This window comes from Nonomuraea fuscirosea (genome assembly GCF_003001935.1).
Taxonomy (GTDB): domain Bacteria; phylum Actinomycetota; class Actinomycetes; order Streptosporangiales; family Streptosporangiaceae; genus Nonomuraea; species Nonomuraea fuscirosea.
In genome coordinates this window covers 169,582-185,429 of record NZ_PVNG01000017.1, presented here as the reverse complement: position 1 = coordinate 185,429, position 15,848 = coordinate 169,582, and the positions used below count along the sequence as shown (strand labels likewise).

At 69.1% G+C, this 15,848-nt stretch carries 13 protein-coding genes; 6 read left to right on the top strand and 7 right to left on the bottom strand.

Going from position 1 to position 15,848, the window contains the following annotated elements; all coding sequences use genetic code 11:
* Window positions 1-270: 270 nt before the first annotated feature.
* Both B0I32_RS35130 and B0I32_RS35125 read left to right on the top strand, forming a co-directional pair.
* On the top strand, window positions 271-1,113 hold the full coding sequence (locus B0I32_RS35130; protein ID WP_106247137.1) for a GNAT family N-acetyltransferase: 843 nt from the start codon (window positions 271-273) through the stop codon (window positions 1,111-1,113).
* Window positions 1,114-1,245: 132 nt separating this feature from the next.
* Window positions 1,246-2,217: an RNA polymerase sigma factor gene (locus B0I32_RS35125; protein WP_219912158.1), complete on the top strand. Its 972-nt coding sequence runs from the start codon at window positions 1,246-1,248 to the stop codon at window positions 2,215-2,217.
* A gap of 52 nt (window positions 2,218-2,269) precedes the next feature.
* Here B0I32_RS35125 and B0I32_RS35120 read toward each other — a convergent pair whose 3' ends face one another.
* Both B0I32_RS35120 and B0I32_RS35115 read right to left on the bottom strand, forming a co-directional pair.
* Entirely contained in the window at window positions 2,270-2,704 is a 435-nt protein-coding gene (locus tag B0I32_RS35120) for an ester cyclase (RefSeq protein ID WP_106247277.1), read from the bottom strand.
* 258 nt (window positions 2,705-2,962) lie between these two features.
* Window positions 2,963-4,357, bottom strand: a complete 1,395-nt coding sequence (locus B0I32_RS35115) for an NADP-dependent succinic semialdehyde dehydrogenase (RefSeq protein ID WP_106247135.1) — start codon at window positions 4,355-4,357, stop codon at window positions 2,963-2,965.
* A 478-nt stretch (window positions 4,358-4,835) separates the two neighbouring features.
* Between B0I32_RS35115 and B0I32_RS35110 the strand changes: the two genes are divergently transcribed.
* Both B0I32_RS35110 and B0I32_RS35105 read left to right on the top strand, forming a co-directional pair.
* Window positions 4,836-5,903 (top strand): NAD(P)-dependent alcohol dehydrogenase, encoded by a 1,068-nt coding sequence (locus tag B0I32_RS35110; protein WP_106247134.1) that lies wholly within the window; start codon window positions 4,836-4,838, stop codon window positions 5,901-5,903.
* A gap of 789 nt (window positions 5,904-6,692) precedes the next feature.
* Window positions 6,693-7,757 carry a mannosyltransferase family protein gene (locus tag B0I32_RS35105; RefSeq protein ID WP_106247132.1) on the top strand — a complete coding sequence of 355 codons (1,065 nt, stop codon included), beginning with the start codon at window positions 6,693-6,695 and terminating at the stop codon, window positions 7,755-7,757.
* A 487-nt stretch (window positions 7,758-8,244) separates the two neighbouring features.
* Here the strand turns inward: B0I32_RS35105 and B0I32_RS35100 are convergent, their stop codons facing one another.
* Window positions 8,245-8,913 carry an IS3 family transposase gene (locus B0I32_RS35100; RefSeq protein WP_106247131.1) on the bottom strand — a complete coding sequence of 223 codons (669 nt, stop codon included), beginning with the start codon at window positions 8,911-8,913 and terminating at the stop codon, window positions 8,245-8,247.
* Between the two features lie 44 nt (window positions 8,914-8,957).
* On the bottom strand, window positions 8,958-9,848 hold the full coding sequence (locus B0I32_RS35095; RefSeq protein ID WP_146178422.1) for a GNAT family N-acetyltransferase: 891 nt from the start codon (window positions 9,846-9,848) through the stop codon (window positions 8,958-8,960).
* A 403-nt stretch (window positions 9,849-10,251) separates the two neighbouring features.
* Here B0I32_RS35095 and B0I32_RS35090 point away from each other — a divergent pair, with 403 nt between their 5' ends.
* Together B0I32_RS35090 and B0I32_RS35085 are read left to right on the top strand one after the other, a co-directional pair.
* Window positions 10,252-10,773, top strand: coding sequence for a QcrA and Rieske domain-containing protein (locus tag B0I32_RS35090; RefSeq protein ID WP_245956208.1), 522 nt, complete (start codon window positions 10,252-10,254; stop codon window positions 10,771-10,773).
* Window positions 10,774-10,935: 162 nt separating this feature from the next.
* Window positions 10,936-11,475 (top strand): fascin domain-containing protein, encoded by a 540-nt coding sequence (locus B0I32_RS35085; protein WP_106247127.1) that lies wholly within the window; start codon window positions 10,936-10,938, stop codon window positions 11,473-11,475.
* A 61-nt stretch (window positions 11,476-11,536) separates the two neighbouring features.
* On the opposite strand, the gene B0I32_RS35080 is transcribed toward B0I32_RS35085, so the two are convergent.
* From B0I32_RS35080 to B0I32_RS35070, 3 genes are read right to left on the bottom strand one after another with little or no spacing between them, the layout of a single operon-like run.
* Window positions 11,537-12,910 carry an NAD(P)/FAD-dependent oxidoreductase gene (locus B0I32_RS35080; protein WP_106247126.1) on the bottom strand — a complete coding sequence of 458 codons (1,374 nt, stop codon included), beginning with the start codon at window positions 12,908-12,910 and terminating at the stop codon, window positions 11,537-11,539.
* Window positions 12,907-14,202 (bottom strand): MFS transporter, encoded by a 1,296-nt coding sequence (locus tag B0I32_RS35075; protein WP_106247124.1) that lies wholly within the window; start codon window positions 14,200-14,202, stop codon window positions 12,907-12,909. The genes B0I32_RS35080 and B0I32_RS35075 overlap by 4 nt, the downstream gene beginning before the upstream one ends.
* Window positions 14,199-15,848, bottom strand: a complete 1,650-nt coding sequence (locus B0I32_RS35070) for a hydantoinase B/oxoprolinase family protein (RefSeq protein ID WP_106247122.1) — start codon at window positions 15,846-15,848, stop codon at window positions 14,199-14,201. The genes B0I32_RS35075 and B0I32_RS35070 overlap by 4 nt, the downstream gene beginning before the upstream one ends.

Genomic DNA, 15,848 nt, shown 5'->3' with positions numbered 1-15,848 from the left:
ATCGGCAACTCACCTGCCCTTACTGCTCGGCGTGCCGCGATAAGCCGTAACGGCGGCCCTGATCGTTTACTCGCGCCATTCACGGCAGGGCGGCGATTTGCCTTTCGGGACGGCAACGGGAAAGAATGCATCCGCCGGCCCGCATCAATAGCGACGCGGACTGTGCCGACCCGCGGCTTCCGTCATTCCGACGTGACACCGCTGCGTTTCCCCTCATTATTCGGGCCGAGCTGCTGTGCAGCCGTGGTCCAGCCTTGTCATGGAGAGTTCATGGTCACCTTCTTGCGCCCAGAGCCGTCCTGGGCCGAATGGTCCGAGGCCGAGGCCTTGTATCAGTTCGAGTCGAACGCGCCGGCCGAGGTGCGCGACACCCTGGGCATCGAGTGCGCCAGGCTCGCGGGCGGAGTCCTCCTGTCGATGCGAGAAGATCCGGCGCGCTATTGGAGCAAGGCGCTGGGCTTCGGGTTCACCGGGCCGGTCACAGCCGATCTGATCGGCGAGGTCTGCGACTTCTACCGGGCGCGCGACGACTCCTCGGCCGTGCTGCAACTCGCGCCCTCGGTGCTGCCTCCCGGCTGGGAGAAGATCTGCGCCGACCACGGCCTGTATCGGGGACCGTCCTCGGTGAAACTCGCTCGGGACCTGTCGCTCAGCGTGCCGGCCGCGTCCGCCGGTCCGCCGGTCGAGCGCGTGGACGCGCGCAGTGCGGAGGAGTGGGCCACGATGTTGATGCGCGGGTTCGACATGGCCGAGAAGCCGCTGGTAGCGATGACGGCCGCCTTCGCCGCGCGGCCCGACGTCCGCGCCTACGTGGTCCGGTTCGGCGGAGAGGTGGTCGCGGCGGCCGGAATGTACATCGGCGGAGAGACGGCGCAACTCCTGGGTGCCGCCACGCTGCCGCCCTATCGAGGGCGCGGCGCCCAGAGCGCGATGCTGAGGATGCGCATCTCCGACGCCATCGCGGCCGGCTGCCGGGTGATCTTCACCGAGACCGGGGCCGAGGCACCGGGTACGCACAACTCGTCCCTGCACAACATGAAGAGGGCGGGGTTCGTTCCCCTGTACGAGCGCGTCAACTGGGCAGTGAGCACGCGGTCCTCGATCGGGAGATAGCGCCCGGAAGCGGCCTCGCGCCACGTGGATGCCGAGCATCACTCATGCCGGCCGCGCACAGATGGATCCCTGTGGCCGAGCTCGTCAGCCGGCCGCGAATGAGTACTTCTCCGCTCTCTGGAAGGAAGCTTGTTGAGTGGCCTGCGCGAGACCGTCACGGACGTCGACCTCGTCCACGAGGCTCAGGCCGGTGACGTCCATGCACTCGGCTTGTTGCTGGTCCGGCATCAGGCGGACATGCGAGCGGTGGCGTTGAGCATCCTCGGATGCGGTCCCGATGCCGAGGACGCTCTCCAGGACGCCGTCATGATCGCGATGCGCCGTATCGGAGATCTGCGTGATCCTGCCGCCGTGGCACCGTGGTTGCGGGCGATCGTCCGCAACGCCTGCCGGATGCAGCTTCGCGCCGCGACACCGATACCGGTCGAAGATGTCGAGACACTGACTTTTCCTCGGGGGGAGCCCGATCCGGAGGAACTGCTGCACGGTCATGCCCTGCGGGACTGGGTCTGGCACGCCGTCGACGAGCTTTCGCCCCGTCTGCGCCTGGTGACGATGCTGCGTTACTTCACCGACGTCACCGCCTACGAGCACATCGCGCAGTTGTGCGATGTGCCGGTCGGCACCGTGCGCAGCCGGCTGAACCAGGCGCGGACCAAGCTGTCGCAAGCGCTGCTGGCAACGGCGGACATGGCTCATGACGACGTGGCCGCGCAGGAGAAGGTACGCCGCAGGCAGGCGGAGGAAACGCTGCGGGCCGCCCGGCACGGCTCGTTCGCACAGGCGCTGAAAGACCTCTGCTCACCTGAGGTGGAGGTCACCACGATGAAGGGCAAGCGAGTTCAGGGCATCGACTGGTTGCTCGGGGCGATGAACCGCGACCTCGAGGCCGGCGTACGACAGAACTCCGCCAATGTGGTGGTCGGCCGCGATGTCGTCATCTGGGAGAACAGTCTCATCAGCCCACCCGACGATCCGTTCCACTGCCCGCCGGCCGTCATCTGGGTGAACTTCCTCCAGGCGAACCGCGTGCGGGAGATCCGGCTGTTCCACCCGCACCGCGACGAGGACGCCGTCTGCCGATGCTGCCACGGCCGCCGGTGACGGCCACGGCGCGGGTCACGGCCGTCCTGCCCCGCCCGGAGAGGGCACGGCACTAGGCCGGAATCTTCGTCCTGAACGGTATGCCGAGCTGGGCGTACAACTCCAGCTGGTCGTAGTAGTCACGGTCGGTGGTGATGAGGCCGTTCTCGATGCTGCACACCGCCACGCCGCGCACCGCGATGTGCCGGCCCGTGGCCTGCAGCACGCTGCCGTCGGCGAGCAGGAAGGGCCCCTGGTGCGTGCCGCTGTACATGTACTCGGTGACCGCGGGATCGTCGAGCAACGGCTTGTTCCAGGCGGTGAACTTGATGTCGGGGAATCCTTCGAACAGATGCTCGTAGTACCAGCTGATCTGCTCTCTGCCCTCGGCCAGCCCCGTGGGTGAGACGAAAACGGCCTGCGGGGCGAAACAGCGCACTATGCCTGGCACATCGTGCTGATTGAAGGCGTCCACGACCTTGTCTTTGAGCTCCCGGGCACTGGTCATCAGCACCCACCCCCGTTCGCGCTCCAGGCGTATATGCCCAGGTTAACAACCGGAATCGGGCAGAGAGAAGGCCGCCGTCCCCCGGCTAGCCACCCGTGCTGCGCTCACCGCGCCGGCCGCCGGGCGTCCTCGTCCAGCGCCTCCGGCTTCCCGTCAGGCGCCGTCATGGACCTCAGGTGCCGCCCTCCGCCCCACCCCGAACACAGCCACACGCGGCAACCGCGCATACGGATCCGCACCCGCCACGGGCTCGGGCGTTCATGACGAGGCTCCTTCGTCGCCGATCCAGACGGTCTTGAGGTTGCAGAACTCCCTGATGCCATGGGCGGCGAGCTCGCGGCCGTAACCGGAGCGCTTGATCCCGCCGAACGGCAGCTCGGGGTAGGAGACCGTCTTGCCGTTGATGAAGACCTGGCCGGCCTCCAGGTCGGCGATGAACCGTTCCTGCTCGGCTTCGTCATTGGTCCAGGCATTGGAGCCCAGTCCGAAATCGGTGGCGTTGGCCATCTCCAGGGCATGGTCGATGTCGGCCGCCCGGTACAGCGAGGCGACGGGGCCGAAGACCTCCTCCAGGTAGATCCGCATGCCGGGGGTGATGTCGGCGATGACCGTCGGCGGGTAGAACCAGCCGGGGCCGTCGAGACGCCGTCCGCCGCACAGCACGCTCGCCCCGGCGGCGACGGCGTCGGCCACCAGTTCCTCGATGTCGGCCCGGCCCTGTTCGGTGGCCACCGGCCCGACGTCGGTGGACGCCTCGAACGGATCCCCGACCCGGAGGTCGCGCATGCGGGAGACGAACTTCTCGGTGAAGGCGTCGTAGACGTCGGTGTGCACGATGAAGCGCTTGGCCGCGATGCACGACTGCCCGTTGTTCTGCACTCGCGCGTCCACCGCCGTCGCCGCGGCGCGCTCCAGGTCCGCCGAAGGCATCACGACGAACGGATCGCTGCCACCCAGCTCCAGCACCGTGTGTTTGACCTCGTCGCCGCAGATCGCGGCGACGGAACGGCCGGCGGGCTCGCTTCCCGTCAGCGTCGCGGCGACCACGCGCGGATCACGCAGGATCGACTCGACCCTCCGCGAGGAGACGAGCAACGTCTGGAAGCAGCCTTCGGGGAAGCCGGCCCGGAGGAAGACGCTCTCCAGGTACAGCGCGCACTGCGGGACGTTGGAGGCGTGCTTGAGCAGCCCGACGTTACCCGCCATCAGCGCCGGGGCGGCGAAGCGCATCACCTGCCACATCGGGAAGTTCCACGGCATCACCGCCAGCACCGGGCCGAGCGGCTGGTACCGGCCCAGGGCACGCGTCGCACCGACCCGCGACGGGTCGGCCAGTGGCTCATCGGCGAGGAATCCGGCCGCGTGCTCGGCGTAGTAGCGCATGCCATGAGCGCACTTGAGCGCCTCGTTCCTGGCCGCGGCCAGCGTCTTGCCCATTTCGGTACTCATCAGCTCCGCCGCCAGGTCCGCTTCCTTCTCGAACAGGTCGGCGGCGGCGTACATGCACGCGGCCCGCTCCTCGAAGCCGGTGGTGCGGTACGTCCTCCATCGTTCGTCCGCGAGAGCGATCTTCTGCTCCAGCTCGGCCTCGCCGAGCTCCTCGAATGTCCTGACCGTCTCACCCGTCGCCGGGTTGACTGTGGCGATCGCCATGACATGGTCTCCTTTTCGCTCGCCGGCCCGAAAGGACGTGCGACGGGCCATCGCCCCGGCACGTCTCGCACCGGGCGTCGGCGGCTCACCTGACGCTCCGACCCCGTCGACGCCACCGGTCTCGCCGCTCGTTTCGTGCCTGCACGTCGGCGCCTACCCGGTCCCCGCGGCCTCAGGCGTCGGCCGGGCGGCCACCTCGCTGATGTCCGCACTGTAAGGGGTCCGTACTTGACGACCAGTGAACGAAGGAAACCCGCCGCCCATCGCGACCGGGCGTCCCGGCGACCAAGCTGTTGAGGACGCCATCGCACCAACGATTTCGCGGTGAAACTTCTGGCCTTTGCCCGGGAAACGGTGACCGCAAGGTTCGACGCTGCCGAATCGGCCGCGAAACGGTTCAGTCAGCATCAACAAGCCTTCCACTTGCCGCGGTTAGCGTCACTCGACGACAGCGACGAACGAAGGACGAGGAGGCGTCATGAGGATGCGCGCGGCTCGAATGCACGGGTACAAGCAGCCGTTGCAGATCGATGAGGTTCCGATTCCTGAGCCGGGGCCGGGCGAGGTGCTCGTCAAGGTCGCGGCGACCGGCATGTGCCGCAGCGACTACCAGCTGCTGGACGGCTACTTCCCGGTGAAACTGGCCTTCCCCTACATCCCCGGCCATGAGGTCGCGGGCCACATCGCGCAGGTGGGTCCAGGTGTGCCGGCGTCGGCGGGCCTGGCAGAGGGCGACATGGTGGTGGTGGACCCGGCATGGGGAGATGGGACCTGCCGTCAATGTCACGAGGGCAACGAGCAGCTGTGCACGGGCAGCGGGGGGTGGATCGGGTTCGGTCCGCCCGGAGGGTTCGCGGAGTACGTCGCGGTGCCCAGCCGGCACGTGATCGGTATCGGCGCCGGCGTCGATCTGGAGCCGCGGTATCTGGCGCCGCTGGTGGACGCTGGGGTGACCCCGTACCGGGGGATGAAGAAGCTTCAGGCCACCGGCCGGCTGGGGGCGGGGCGGACGGTGATCGTCAGCGGGATCGGCGGGCTGGGTAGTTACGGCGTGCAGTACGCGCGGTTGCTCGGGGGCGGTGCGACGGTGGTGGCCTTCGCCCGCAGCGAGGACAAACTCGCGGTGGCGCGGGAGAACGGCGCCGATCACACGATCAACACCCGGGGTAAGACCAATGATCAGGTCCGGGCCGAGCTGCGGGAGCTGACCGGCCGGGAGGAGGCCGATGGGGTTCTGGACTGTTCGGGGGCTCCGGAGTCACTGGCGCTCAATGCCTCGCTGTTGGCGTACGAGGCGACCTTGGTGTCGGTGGGGCTGATGGGGCAGCGCGTGGAGCTGCCGTTGTTCCCGTTCGTGTCCGGCGAGCGCACGTTCACGGGATCGTTCTGGGGTAACTACAACGACCTCACCGAGGTCCTGGCCCTGGCCGGGCAGGGGCAGATCACGCATACGGTCACGCCGGTGCGGTTGGACGACATCAACGACCGGCTGGAGGCGCTGGCACGCGGCGATGTGATCGGCCGCCAGGTCGTCGTCTTCGACTGACACTCGCGGTGAACCGGCCGCCGCACCAGGACAGCCGCGCGGACCGCAGGCCGGCTGCGGCGTCATGGATCATGCCGGGCAGGTGCGTTGGCACCTGCCCGGCCGCTGCTGTGTCGGCGTCCGGTCCGCCTCGCCGGCTGTGGCCGGCCTGCCGGCGGCCGCTCTTGTGCATCCGGCCGCGTACCGCGCCGTCTTGAGCAGGCGGACGCTTCTGATGCGAACGGAGCCGTCGCGATCGTTCACCTTCCGCGTTTTTCCATGCGGCGCGACATTCATGATGTCGTTCGGCCGGTTGAATGACCTCACGCCAGGTGTCCGAAGAATGGGGGAACAATTTAATTCGAGACTTGGGAAGCTGTACGATATAGAGAGCATTCACACTGAGCGCGAATACGAAAACGACCTCGCCCAAGCTTGTGACAGCTGTCACACACGTCATGTGATCAACTCGCGGAAATAGCGCGATGGCCATTCCTGCTGTCGGCGGCGACACGCATCGGCCCTAGCGACCAAGCGGGCAGCAGAAAGAGTCGGCTTTCCTGGGCGACTGCCGGACAGCGCCGAATTCTCCGGTCCCGAACAGCGCGGCGGCAGATGCGTTCGGCTGCAACGCGCCCATTGTCGCCATGACCGCTTTCTTCGCGGATGGATCTCCCCTTGCGACCGCCAGAAAAGAAGGATGGCAGTGCACAGATATGAACAGCGGAACAACACGTGCAGCGCGCCACAACACGGTGGTCGAGCCTTAGAGGGTGCTCGCGGCCGGCGCACACCGACCTCCGCACTTTCATGATCACTCGTTCCGGACGGCTGGACGCGCTGCTGATCTGGTTCGGCCTGCACGCGGGGATCATGGTGACCACGCTGCTCGGGGTGGCACTCGCCGACTATCTCGGCAGGTGGCGCCAGTGGGACGTCGTGTTGTTCGCCACGATCGCCGAGCACGGTTACGACGGTGATCCCGCCAAGCCGCACGATCCCGGGCTGCCCGCGTTCTTCCCCGGGCTGCCGCTCCTGATGCGGCTGGTCCACCTCGTGGTTCCCGACTGGACGGCAGCCGGGATGCTGATCTCGCTGGTGGCCGGGGCGGTGGCGGTGGTGGCACTGGCCCGGCTGGCCGAGGCCGAAGGCGCCTCGGGATGGATGGCGGTGGTGGCGCTGCTGCTCTTCCCGACGGCGGTGTTCCTGACGGCGGGCTACAGCGAGTCGCTCTTTCTCGCCTTCGCGATCCCCGCCTGGCTGGCCGCCAGGCATGGCCGCTGGCCACAGGCGGCGATGCTGGCCGCGGGAGCCTCATGCGTGCGCATCACCGGGTTGTTCCTGGCAGCGGCCCTCGTCGTGGAGTTCTGTGTGCGCAAGGAACCGCTGCGGAAGACGGGGTGGCTGGTGCTGCCGCTGGTGCCGCTAGGGGCGTACTCGGCCTACCAGTACAGCAGGCTGAGTGACTGGCTGGCCTGGATGCACGCGCAGGAGGCCGGTTGGGGACGCCGCTTCACCTGGCCGTGGGAGGCGTGGGCGACGTCCTGGCGCGAGGCCATGGGGCACGGCGACTTCTCCGTGGGGTTCAGGATGGAGATCGTCGGCGCGGTGGTGTCGGTGTGCGTGACGGTCCTGCTGCTCGTGCTACGCAGGTGGAGCGAGGCCGTGTACGCGGGGGCGCAGGCCACGGCTCTCCTCGTCTCCTCGTACTACCTGTCGGTCCCGCGTTCTCTGCTGCTCTGCTTCCCGCTGTGGCTGCTGGTGGCCAGGGTCGCGACCAGGCGACCGTGGGTGATGGCCTTGTACGCCTTGAACCTCGGGCCGCTCATGCTGCTCCACGCCAGCCTCTTCCTCAACGGACGCTGGGTCGGCTGATCCCGCTGGTGGACGACGGCGGTATGGACGTCGACATGTCGTGCGGGCCGCCGGCCGGTCGACCGCGTCAGGGCGTCACGGGCACGTTGCGAAGGGGCGGCGCGTCACCGATGAACGTCTCCACCGAGACGCGGCCACCTGTTCGGGGTGCGGCGTGATCGACAACACCAGATCGAGCAGGTCGCCCCGGCGGCTGGGGGGCCGTCCACGACCGGTGAGTGGCGGAGCCCGGGCTCCGCCGTGGAGGAGGCGATGCACGGCGGGGCGCGGGTGGCGAGATGAGATGAGGAGCGATCACGGATGGATCGGCGCCTCTCCCCGGCACCGAACAGGACGTCAGCGTCAGGGGTAACACCGCTGCGGCGATCCATCTGCGAGCCGGCAAGGTTTCTCCTTCGAAGATCGATGACGTAGGCGTCTTGACCGTCACGCGGCCCGGCGACCGCCAGGCCGGTTCCGGTATCGCGTCCGGGCCAGGGCCGGCCGGTCAGCGCCGATCGGGAGTGTCAGCGCGGTGTTGTGCGGCACCGTCCGCACGATCCTGGACGGCGTCCTGCCGGCGCCTCTCTCGGCCCCGCGCACCCTGCAGCCCGGCTTCGCGCATGAGCCGTGCGACGCGCTTGCGGTTGACCTCTTCCCCCAACTCGACCCGCAGCCTGGCGTAGACGCGCGGCGAGCCGTAGCAGCCGTTGGAATCGGCATGTATCTGCCGGATCATCTTGGTGAGCTCTTTGTTACGCAGGGCACGCGCCGGCTCGGGACGCCCGAGCCAGTCGTAGTAGCCCGAGGTCGACACATGGAGGAGCCGGCAGGCCACCGCGACCGGAACATGGCCGTCGGCGAGCTCGCGGATCAGCGAATAGAGCACCTTGGGAGAACACTTCCGTAAGGCGAGATGGACGGCCCGCTTGAGGACATCGTTCTCCGTCTGCAACCGCCTGGTGCGCCGGCGAAGGTCGGCGAGCTTCTTCCTGGTCGCGGTGGACAGTTGGTCACCGGCGCCGGATCTGGCGTCGGCGTCGTCCTGTTTCAGCCACGCATGCAGGCACGAGCGGCTGATGCCCAGATCTTTGGCGAGCTGAACGAGCGGTCTGTCGCCTCGCCGCGCGAGCTCGATCGCGCGGCGGCGAAGGTCGGGAGAGTGCGCAGGGGGCACGGACGACGTCCTTTCCTGGTGAACGAGCCGGCTGCTCAGCCGGTTCAGCCGAACGCCTCGACGCCGATGCGGCCCTGCTCCGCCCGGCTTGGCGATCGGGTCAGGCGATCGGCGCCGTCAGATCGCCAGACCCAGTTCTCCCGCGTGTAGAGCGGCCGCATCCCCGCCCTGAGCATGTTGTTCAGCGACGAGTTCGAGCCGCCTTCCGCGGGTTGGCCCGTCTCGGCGACGAGCCAGCGGCAGCCCGCCTGCACGGCCTCCTGGGCGCGTGCCGCCAGCAGGGCTGACTGCGCCCCTCGGTTGCGGTAGCCGGGGAGGGTCGCACCCGTGTTCAATGAGCCGACCTTGCCGTGCAGGAACAGGTTCGCGCCGGCCACCATCCGGTCACCGTCCCAGGCGGCGAAGGGGCGAAAGTCGGGGTGTGCCGCCGCGGCCGCGATCATCTCGCCCATCCCCTGCTCCGGCATGCCGAAGCCACGAAGCACGACGGACGCCCATTCCCGGAGGTCGTCGAAGCCGACGGGTTCGACGCGCAGGGCGGTCCGCACACCGGCGGTGAAGAAGTCGATCGGACACCACAGCTTCACGATCTTCCCTTCCGGCCGCAAACCGTGCCGGGCGCGGAGGTCGTCCCAGTCCTGCGGCAGAACGGCGGGGGCGACCTGGATGACCGCCATCTTGCTGCCTTCGTCCCGGTAGAAGTCCAGGACACGATCAAGGAGCTCCCCGGTGACGGGTTCGTCGAAGCCGAACCCGAGCGCCTTGTTCCAGTAACCCGTCGGGTCGTTGCGCATCGCCAGGGCGACGCCTCCGCCGATATGGGTCGTCGCGATGCCGAGTTCGGCGCGCACCTGCGACGGAGCGCTCGACTCATATCGATACATGAACTCCGCCTCGACGCCTTCGGCGAGAGCAGTCTGTTCTGCGTGCCACATGTTCTTTCCTGCTGGTCCCCGCGTGACATCCCTTTTCCGGCGCCGCGGGTGCGGGCCGCCGAGGGATCTGACGCAGACAAGATGCGCTGATCAAGCGGAAAGTTCGATTTCCGCTCGATCAATTTGCGGGCTTTCCGCCACGAGATTTCACCATGTTCGACCGCACGGAGAGCAGGTGATAAGTTCCCCCGGGAAGTCCCGGGACGTGTGGAAAAGTACATGGTCATCCTCACCGGGACTCCGGCAACCTCCTTCAGGTCCCGCTCAGAGGCCGCCCTCTGAGCGCTGCCCGGCGAGGGCCGAAACGACTATCTGACATTCCCCTGCCGTCACGGCACGCGGCTTCGGCGTGTGCCGCGATCGACGGCGCGGGAAGCATCCGAAGGGCGAACGTATGTGCACGATGTCTGATCAGGGGTGCCCGGCGCACCGGGTCATGACCGATGATCAGCCGGAGGACCGGAGCGCGGCGGGCTCGTCTCGCCGCGCCGCCATCGTGGGTGTGGGGGGCGCCGGTCTGATGACCGTCCTGGCCGCCTGCGCCGGCAGTGGCCAGACCAGCGCCGGCATCGGCTCCTCCGGCTCGCGGGCCTCCGCGCCCGCCGCCGGCGGCACCGGCACGCCCCCCGCCACGCGGGCGGGTACCGTCCTGGCCAAGACCACCGACATTCCCAAGGAGGGAGGCAAGGTCTTCCCGGACCAGAAGGTCGTCGTCGTCCAGCCGTCCGCCGGCGAGTTCCGGGCCTTCAGCGCCGTCTGCACCCACCAGGGGTGCACGGTGAGCGACGTCTCCTCCGGCATGATCAACTGTCCGTGTCACGGCAGCATGTTCTGGCTGGACGGCAAGGTCATGGGCGGTCCCGCGACCAAGCCGCTGCCCGAGGTGGCGATCAAGGTCGACGGCGACACCATCTCGCTGGTCTGAACACACCGAACCGCACCACGGTCGACCTCCCGCGACCTCAGTCGATCACACAGAGTGACCAGTCGAAGCCGACTCTCGACGCCCTCGGTGGACGGGGCCGCCTACAGAGCTCTGCCATCAGCCGCCGCGGAAAGCGGCGCGCCATCACAGAAAGCAGGAAGCATGAACCTCGCACGTATCTCCCGCACGATCGGCATGACCGTGGCGGCCGGAGCGATCGCGCTGACCGCGGTGCCCGCGGCGAGCGCCGACACCGCCGCCGCGCCCATCGGCTGTTTCAACGGCTGGATCGGCGCCTGGGCGAACAACCGTCTGGTCAGCGCCGAACTCGACTGGGAGGGCGCCGGCTACGGCGCGCTTCTCGCCCGGACGGCCACCGCCAAAGAGGGTGATTGGGAGCAGTTCGAGATCTGCCTGGGCAGCAAGTACGACACCATCCGCTCGTTGGCTTCGTCACGTTACGTGAGCGTCGAAGTGGACTACACGGGCTCCCAGAAGAGCATGCTCCGCGCACGCGCGACCGCCGTCGGCCCCTGGGAGAAGTTCGACGTCGTGTGCCGGACCAACTCCTACTGCACCATCAAGTCGCTGGAGAACGACAAGTACGTGTCCGTCGCGGACTCCACCGTGCTCCGCGCGACTTCGACGTCGATCGTGTTCGACGCGAAGTTCGGCATCGAGCACCAGGACCAGATGGACTGAGAAACCGGCCCTTTCGCCGGGGCAAGGCGGCTGACACCCTGCCCCGGCGAAAGGAAAGGGGTCACTCGCGGCCGGCCACCCGGTCGGCCAGCCGGGCGATCGGCGCGGTGGTGACGCGGCCGCCCGTCGTCTCCTGCCTGTCCGCCTCCCGGTAGGCGGCGTACATGCCCTGCACCCCGAGCCAGCGCAGCGGTTCCGGCTCCCACTTCCTGACCCGCCGGCCTACCCAGGGCAGGCCGGTCAGCTCACTCTGCCGTCTCAGGACGAGGTCGCGCAGTGTGCGACCGGCCAGGTTCGTCGTCGCCACCCCGTGGCCGACGTAGCCGCCCGCCCAGCCCAGCCCGGTCCGGGGATCCAGCCCCGCGGTGGAGCACCAGTCGCGCGGCACCCCGAGCACCCCTGACCAGGCGTGCGCGATCTCCGCCCTGGCCACGGCGGGGAACAGGCGGACGAGCGCCTCGCGCAACTGCCGCACGGTGGAGGCGTGGGTGCGCCCGTCGTGGTCCGTCCGCGACCCGAACCGGTAGGGCCGGCCGCGCCCCCCGATCGCGATCCTGCCGTCCGCGGTGCGCTGGGCGTAGATGTAGGCGTGGGACATGTCGCCGAGCAGTTCCGCCCCGCGCCAGCCGATCCGTTCCCACACCCGGTCGCCGAGCGGCTCGGTGACGATCAGCGAGGAGTTCATCGGCAGCCACGTGCGCCGCTCGCCGGGCAGGCCGGCGGTGAATCCCTCGGTCGCCCTGATCACGTACGCCGCTCGCACCGTCCCGTACGGCGTGATCGCCTGGTGCGGCGCGATGTCCGTCACCGGCGTGGACTCGTGGATCCGCACGCCGAGCCGCTCGACGGCGTGGGAGAGCCCCTGCACCAGCTTGGCGGGCTGGACACGTGCGCAATGAGGAGTGAAGGAGGCTCCGAGCGCGCCCGCGACCCCGATCCTGGCGACCGTCTGCTCGGCGTCGAGCAGCGTCACGTCGTCCGCCCACTCGCGGGCGGCGGCGACCTGGGCGCGCAACCGGGGAAGGTGGGCGGGGGCGTGCGCCACACGGAGCAGGCCGTCCTTGACGATGTCGGCCTCGATGCCCTCGGCCGCGGCGACCGCGATGATCTCGTCCACGCTGGCGTTCATGGCCTGTTGCAGGTCGATGACGCCCTGACGGCCGTGCGTGGCGGCGAAGCGGCGACGCGAGCCGGCCAGGGCCGCGGAGATCCAGCCGCCGTTGCGCCCGGACGCCCCGTAGCCGGCGAACACGCGTTCCAGCACGACGATCCTGAGGCCGGGATCGGCCTGCTTCAGGTAGTAGGCGGTCCACAGGCCCGTGTAGCCGCCGCCGACGATGCACACGTCGGCTTCGAGGGAGCGTTCGAGCGGCGGGCGTCTGGCGGGCAGGCCGATCTCGCGGTACCAGTAGGAGACCTCGCCGTTCACCGTCACAGCGCCGCCGCCTGCGCGGCAGGGATCGCGGCGGCCTGCTCGCGCGCACGTCCGATGCGCAGGCAGATGAGGGTGAACGCGTAGAACACCGCGGTGACGAGGGCGACCGGCCAGTAGTGACCGCCGCTCCACCCCAGCGACGCCGTCGAGAACAGCGGCACCAGCCCGCCTCCGATCGCTCCGGCGAGCTGGTACGACAGGGACATTCCCGTGTACCGCACGCGCGGCGCGAAAAGCTGGGCCACGTACGCCGCTCCCACGGAGTAGGTGGCGGTCACGCCGACGAGCCCGACCCCGACCCCGACGCACAGCCACAGGGCGCTGCCGGTGCCGAACAACCAGAACGGCGGCACCGCCCACAGCAGCCCGGCGACCGCGCCCCAGGCGATGACCTTGCCCTTGCCGTACCTGTCGCCCATCGAGGCGAAGACGAACATCAGCGCCGCCTCCACCACCGCGGCCACGATCTGTCCCGCCAGCGCGGTCGATCTGGACAGCCCGAGCTGGGTCGTGGTGTAGGCGAGCATGAACGTGGTGAGCACGTAGTAGGCGGCGAAACCGCCGACGAAGATGCCGAGGCCCACCACGATCTGCCGCCAGGACGTCCGCAGGCACTGCACGATCGGCAGGACGTCGGAACGCGGGGCGGACTGCTCGAAGTCCGGCGTCTCGGCGACCTTCATCCGTACCACGAAGCCCACCACGACCAGCACGATGGAGATCAGGAACGGCAGCCGCCAGCCCCACGCCGCGAACTGCTCGGCGCTCAGGGTGCCGTTCAGTACCGCGAACATGCTGGTGGCGAGGAGCAGTCCGACCGGTGAGCCGATCTGCGCGAACGCCCCGAAGAACGTGCGCCGCTCCCGCGGTGCGTGCTCGACGGAGAGCAGCGCCGCGCCGCCCCACTCGCCGCCGACCGCCATGCCCTGGACGAAGCGCAGCACGACCAGGAGCAGCGGAGCGAGGTTGCCGATGCTCGCGTGCGTGGGCACGAGGCCGACCAGGAAGGTGGCGATGCCCATCATGAGCAGTGTCCAGACCAGCGACTTCTTGCGCCCGATCCGATCGCCGAAGTGGCCGAACACGACGGCGCCGAGCGGCCTGGCGATGTAGCCGACGGCGTAGGTGGCGAACGCCGACAGGACGCCCGCGACGGGCGACAGGGTGGGGAAGAACAGCTGGTTGAAGACCAGGGCGGAGGCCGTCGTGTAGATGAAGAAGTCGTACCATTCGATGCTGGTGCCGAGCGCCGAGGCGAGCGCCACCCTGCGCATCTGCGGGGAGGTGGTCATCGGGGGGTCTCCTTCGTGGTCAGGCCGTCGCGCAGGTCGGCCTCGCGGTGTGCGTGGGGACGTTCTGCGGGTGAGCCGTAGCCCCCGCCGCCCCCGGTGCGCAGGCTGACCCGCTCGCCCGCGGCGAGGGTCACCGCGTCGATGTGGGACAGCCGCTGCACGGTTCCGTCATGCCGGGTGACCTCCAGCCCGCCGGTCGCGCCCTCCTCGCCGCCGAACAGGCCGCGGGCGCCGTAGCGGTGGCGATCGGAGTAGGCGGAGAAGGTCACGCCGTCCCTGGTGGCCTCGTACGTGCGGACGAAGCCGAGCCCCCCGCGCGTGCGGCCGTCCCCGCCGGAGCCGGGCAGCAGCGCGAACTCCGTCACCCGGAAGTGGGAGTAGTCGATCTCCAGTGCTTCGACGGGAGCGCTGGAGCAGTTGGAGATGGGATTGTCGAGGCCGTCGGCCCCGTCGCCGGCCGGGCCCGCGCCCCACCCGCCGCCGAGTACCTCCATGACGACCGCGTATTCATGGTTGTCGGGATCGAGGTAACTGAGCGCCGCCGCGCTCGTGGTGTCGTAGCCGGTGGCGACGACCCGGTCGGGCAGGGCCTCCGCGAGCGCCCTGATGACGGCGTCGAAGGCGCGGCTGGCCGGGGTGAGCCTGGCGCGCACCGCGGCGGGCGCGGCCGGGTTGAGAATGGACCCGTACGGGGCGGTGACCGTGATGGGCCGGTTGCAGCCCTCGTTGAAGGGGATGTCCTTGTCGCGCAGCAGGCCCCTGATCGCGCTCTGCACGGAGGAGACCGTGGAGGCGAACGGGCAGTTGACGTTCGCGGGGACCTGCGGGTCTGTTCCGGCGAAGTCGACCTCCAGGTCCGAGCCGCGCACCCGCACCGCGACTCTGACGTGGTGCCGGTCGCCGCCCCAGGTGGAGGCGTCGATGATCTCCTCGGCGGTGTAGTCGCCGTCGGGGATCTCGGCGATGGAGTCGCGTAGCCGCCGCTCGGCGTAGTTCTGCAGTTCGTCCATCACCGCGGCGGTCAGCTCGAAGCCGTGCCTGGTGACCAGCTCCCGCAACCGTTCCGCGGCCACGTTGCTGGCCGCGAACTGCGCGTTGAGGTCGCCGACGACCAGGTCGGGGACGCGGACGTTGAGGCGGAAGAGCTGCTCGACGAAGCCGCCGTGCCAGTCGCGTGAGACGGAGAACGGCCGGCCGGGCAGGCGCAGCCCCTCCTGGAAGATCTCCTTGGCGTTGACGGTCAGGCCGGGTTCGCCGCCGCCGATGTCCACGTGATGGGCGACGCTGGCGCCGAACCCGGCCAGCCTGCCCTGGTGGAAGATCGGCGTGAACAGGTAGATGTCCTGCAGGTGCTGGCCGCCGCGGAAGGGGTCGTTGTAGAGGATCGCGTCGTCGTCGGTGAGGGTGGCCGGGTCGATCTCGGCCAGCACGGCGGCGATCGCGTGGGAGATGCCCGCGGCCATGATGGGGATGGCCTCGGCCTGGCTGACCACGTTCCCGCGCGGGTCCACGAGCGCCACCGCGAAGTCGCGGGCTTCACGGACCACGGAGGAGAAGGCGGCGCGCCGCAGGTTCGCGGCCATCTCGCGGGGAACGGCCGCCAGGGCGGTGCCGACGATGTTCAGGGTCACGGGGTCGACGGGCAT

Coding starts and splice junctions, on each gene's coding strand:
- B0I32_RS35130 (WP_106247137.1), top strand. CDS start 271: ATGGTCACCTTCTTGCGCCCAGAGCCGTCCTGGGCCGAATGGTCCGAG.
- B0I32_RS35120 (WP_106247277.1), bottom strand. CDS start 2,704: ATGACCAGTGCCCGGGAGCTCAAAGACAAGGTCGTGGACGCCTTCAAT.
- B0I32_RS35115 (WP_106247135.1), bottom strand. CDS start 4,357: ATGGCGATCGCCACAGTCAACCCGGCGACGGGTGAGACGGTCAGGACA.
- B0I32_RS35110 (WP_106247134.1), top strand. CDS start 4,836: ATGAGGATGCGCGCGGCTCGAATGCACGGGTACAAGCAGCCGTTGCAG.
- B0I32_RS35105 (WP_106247132.1), top strand. CDS start 6,693: ATGATCACTCGTTCCGGACGGCTGGACGCGCTGCTGATCTGGTTCGGC.
- B0I32_RS35095 (WP_146178422.1), bottom strand. CDS start 9,848: ATGTGGCACGCAGAACAGACTGCTCTCGCCGAAGGCGTCGAGGCGGAG.
- B0I32_RS35090 (WP_245956208.1), top strand. CDS start 10,252: ATGTCTGATCAGGGGTGCCCGGCGCACCGGGTCATGACCGATGATCAG.
- B0I32_RS35085 (WP_106247127.1), top strand. CDS start 10,936: ATGAACCTCGCACGTATCTCCCGCACGATCGGCATGACCGTGGCGGCC.
- B0I32_RS35075 (WP_106247124.1), bottom strand. CDS start 14,202: ATGACCACCTCCCCGCAGATGCGCAGGGTGGCGCTCGCCTCGGCGCTC.
- B0I32_RS35070 (WP_106247122.1), bottom strand. CDS start 15,848: ATGCCCGTCGACCCCGTGACCCTGAACATCGTCGGCACCGCCCTGGCG.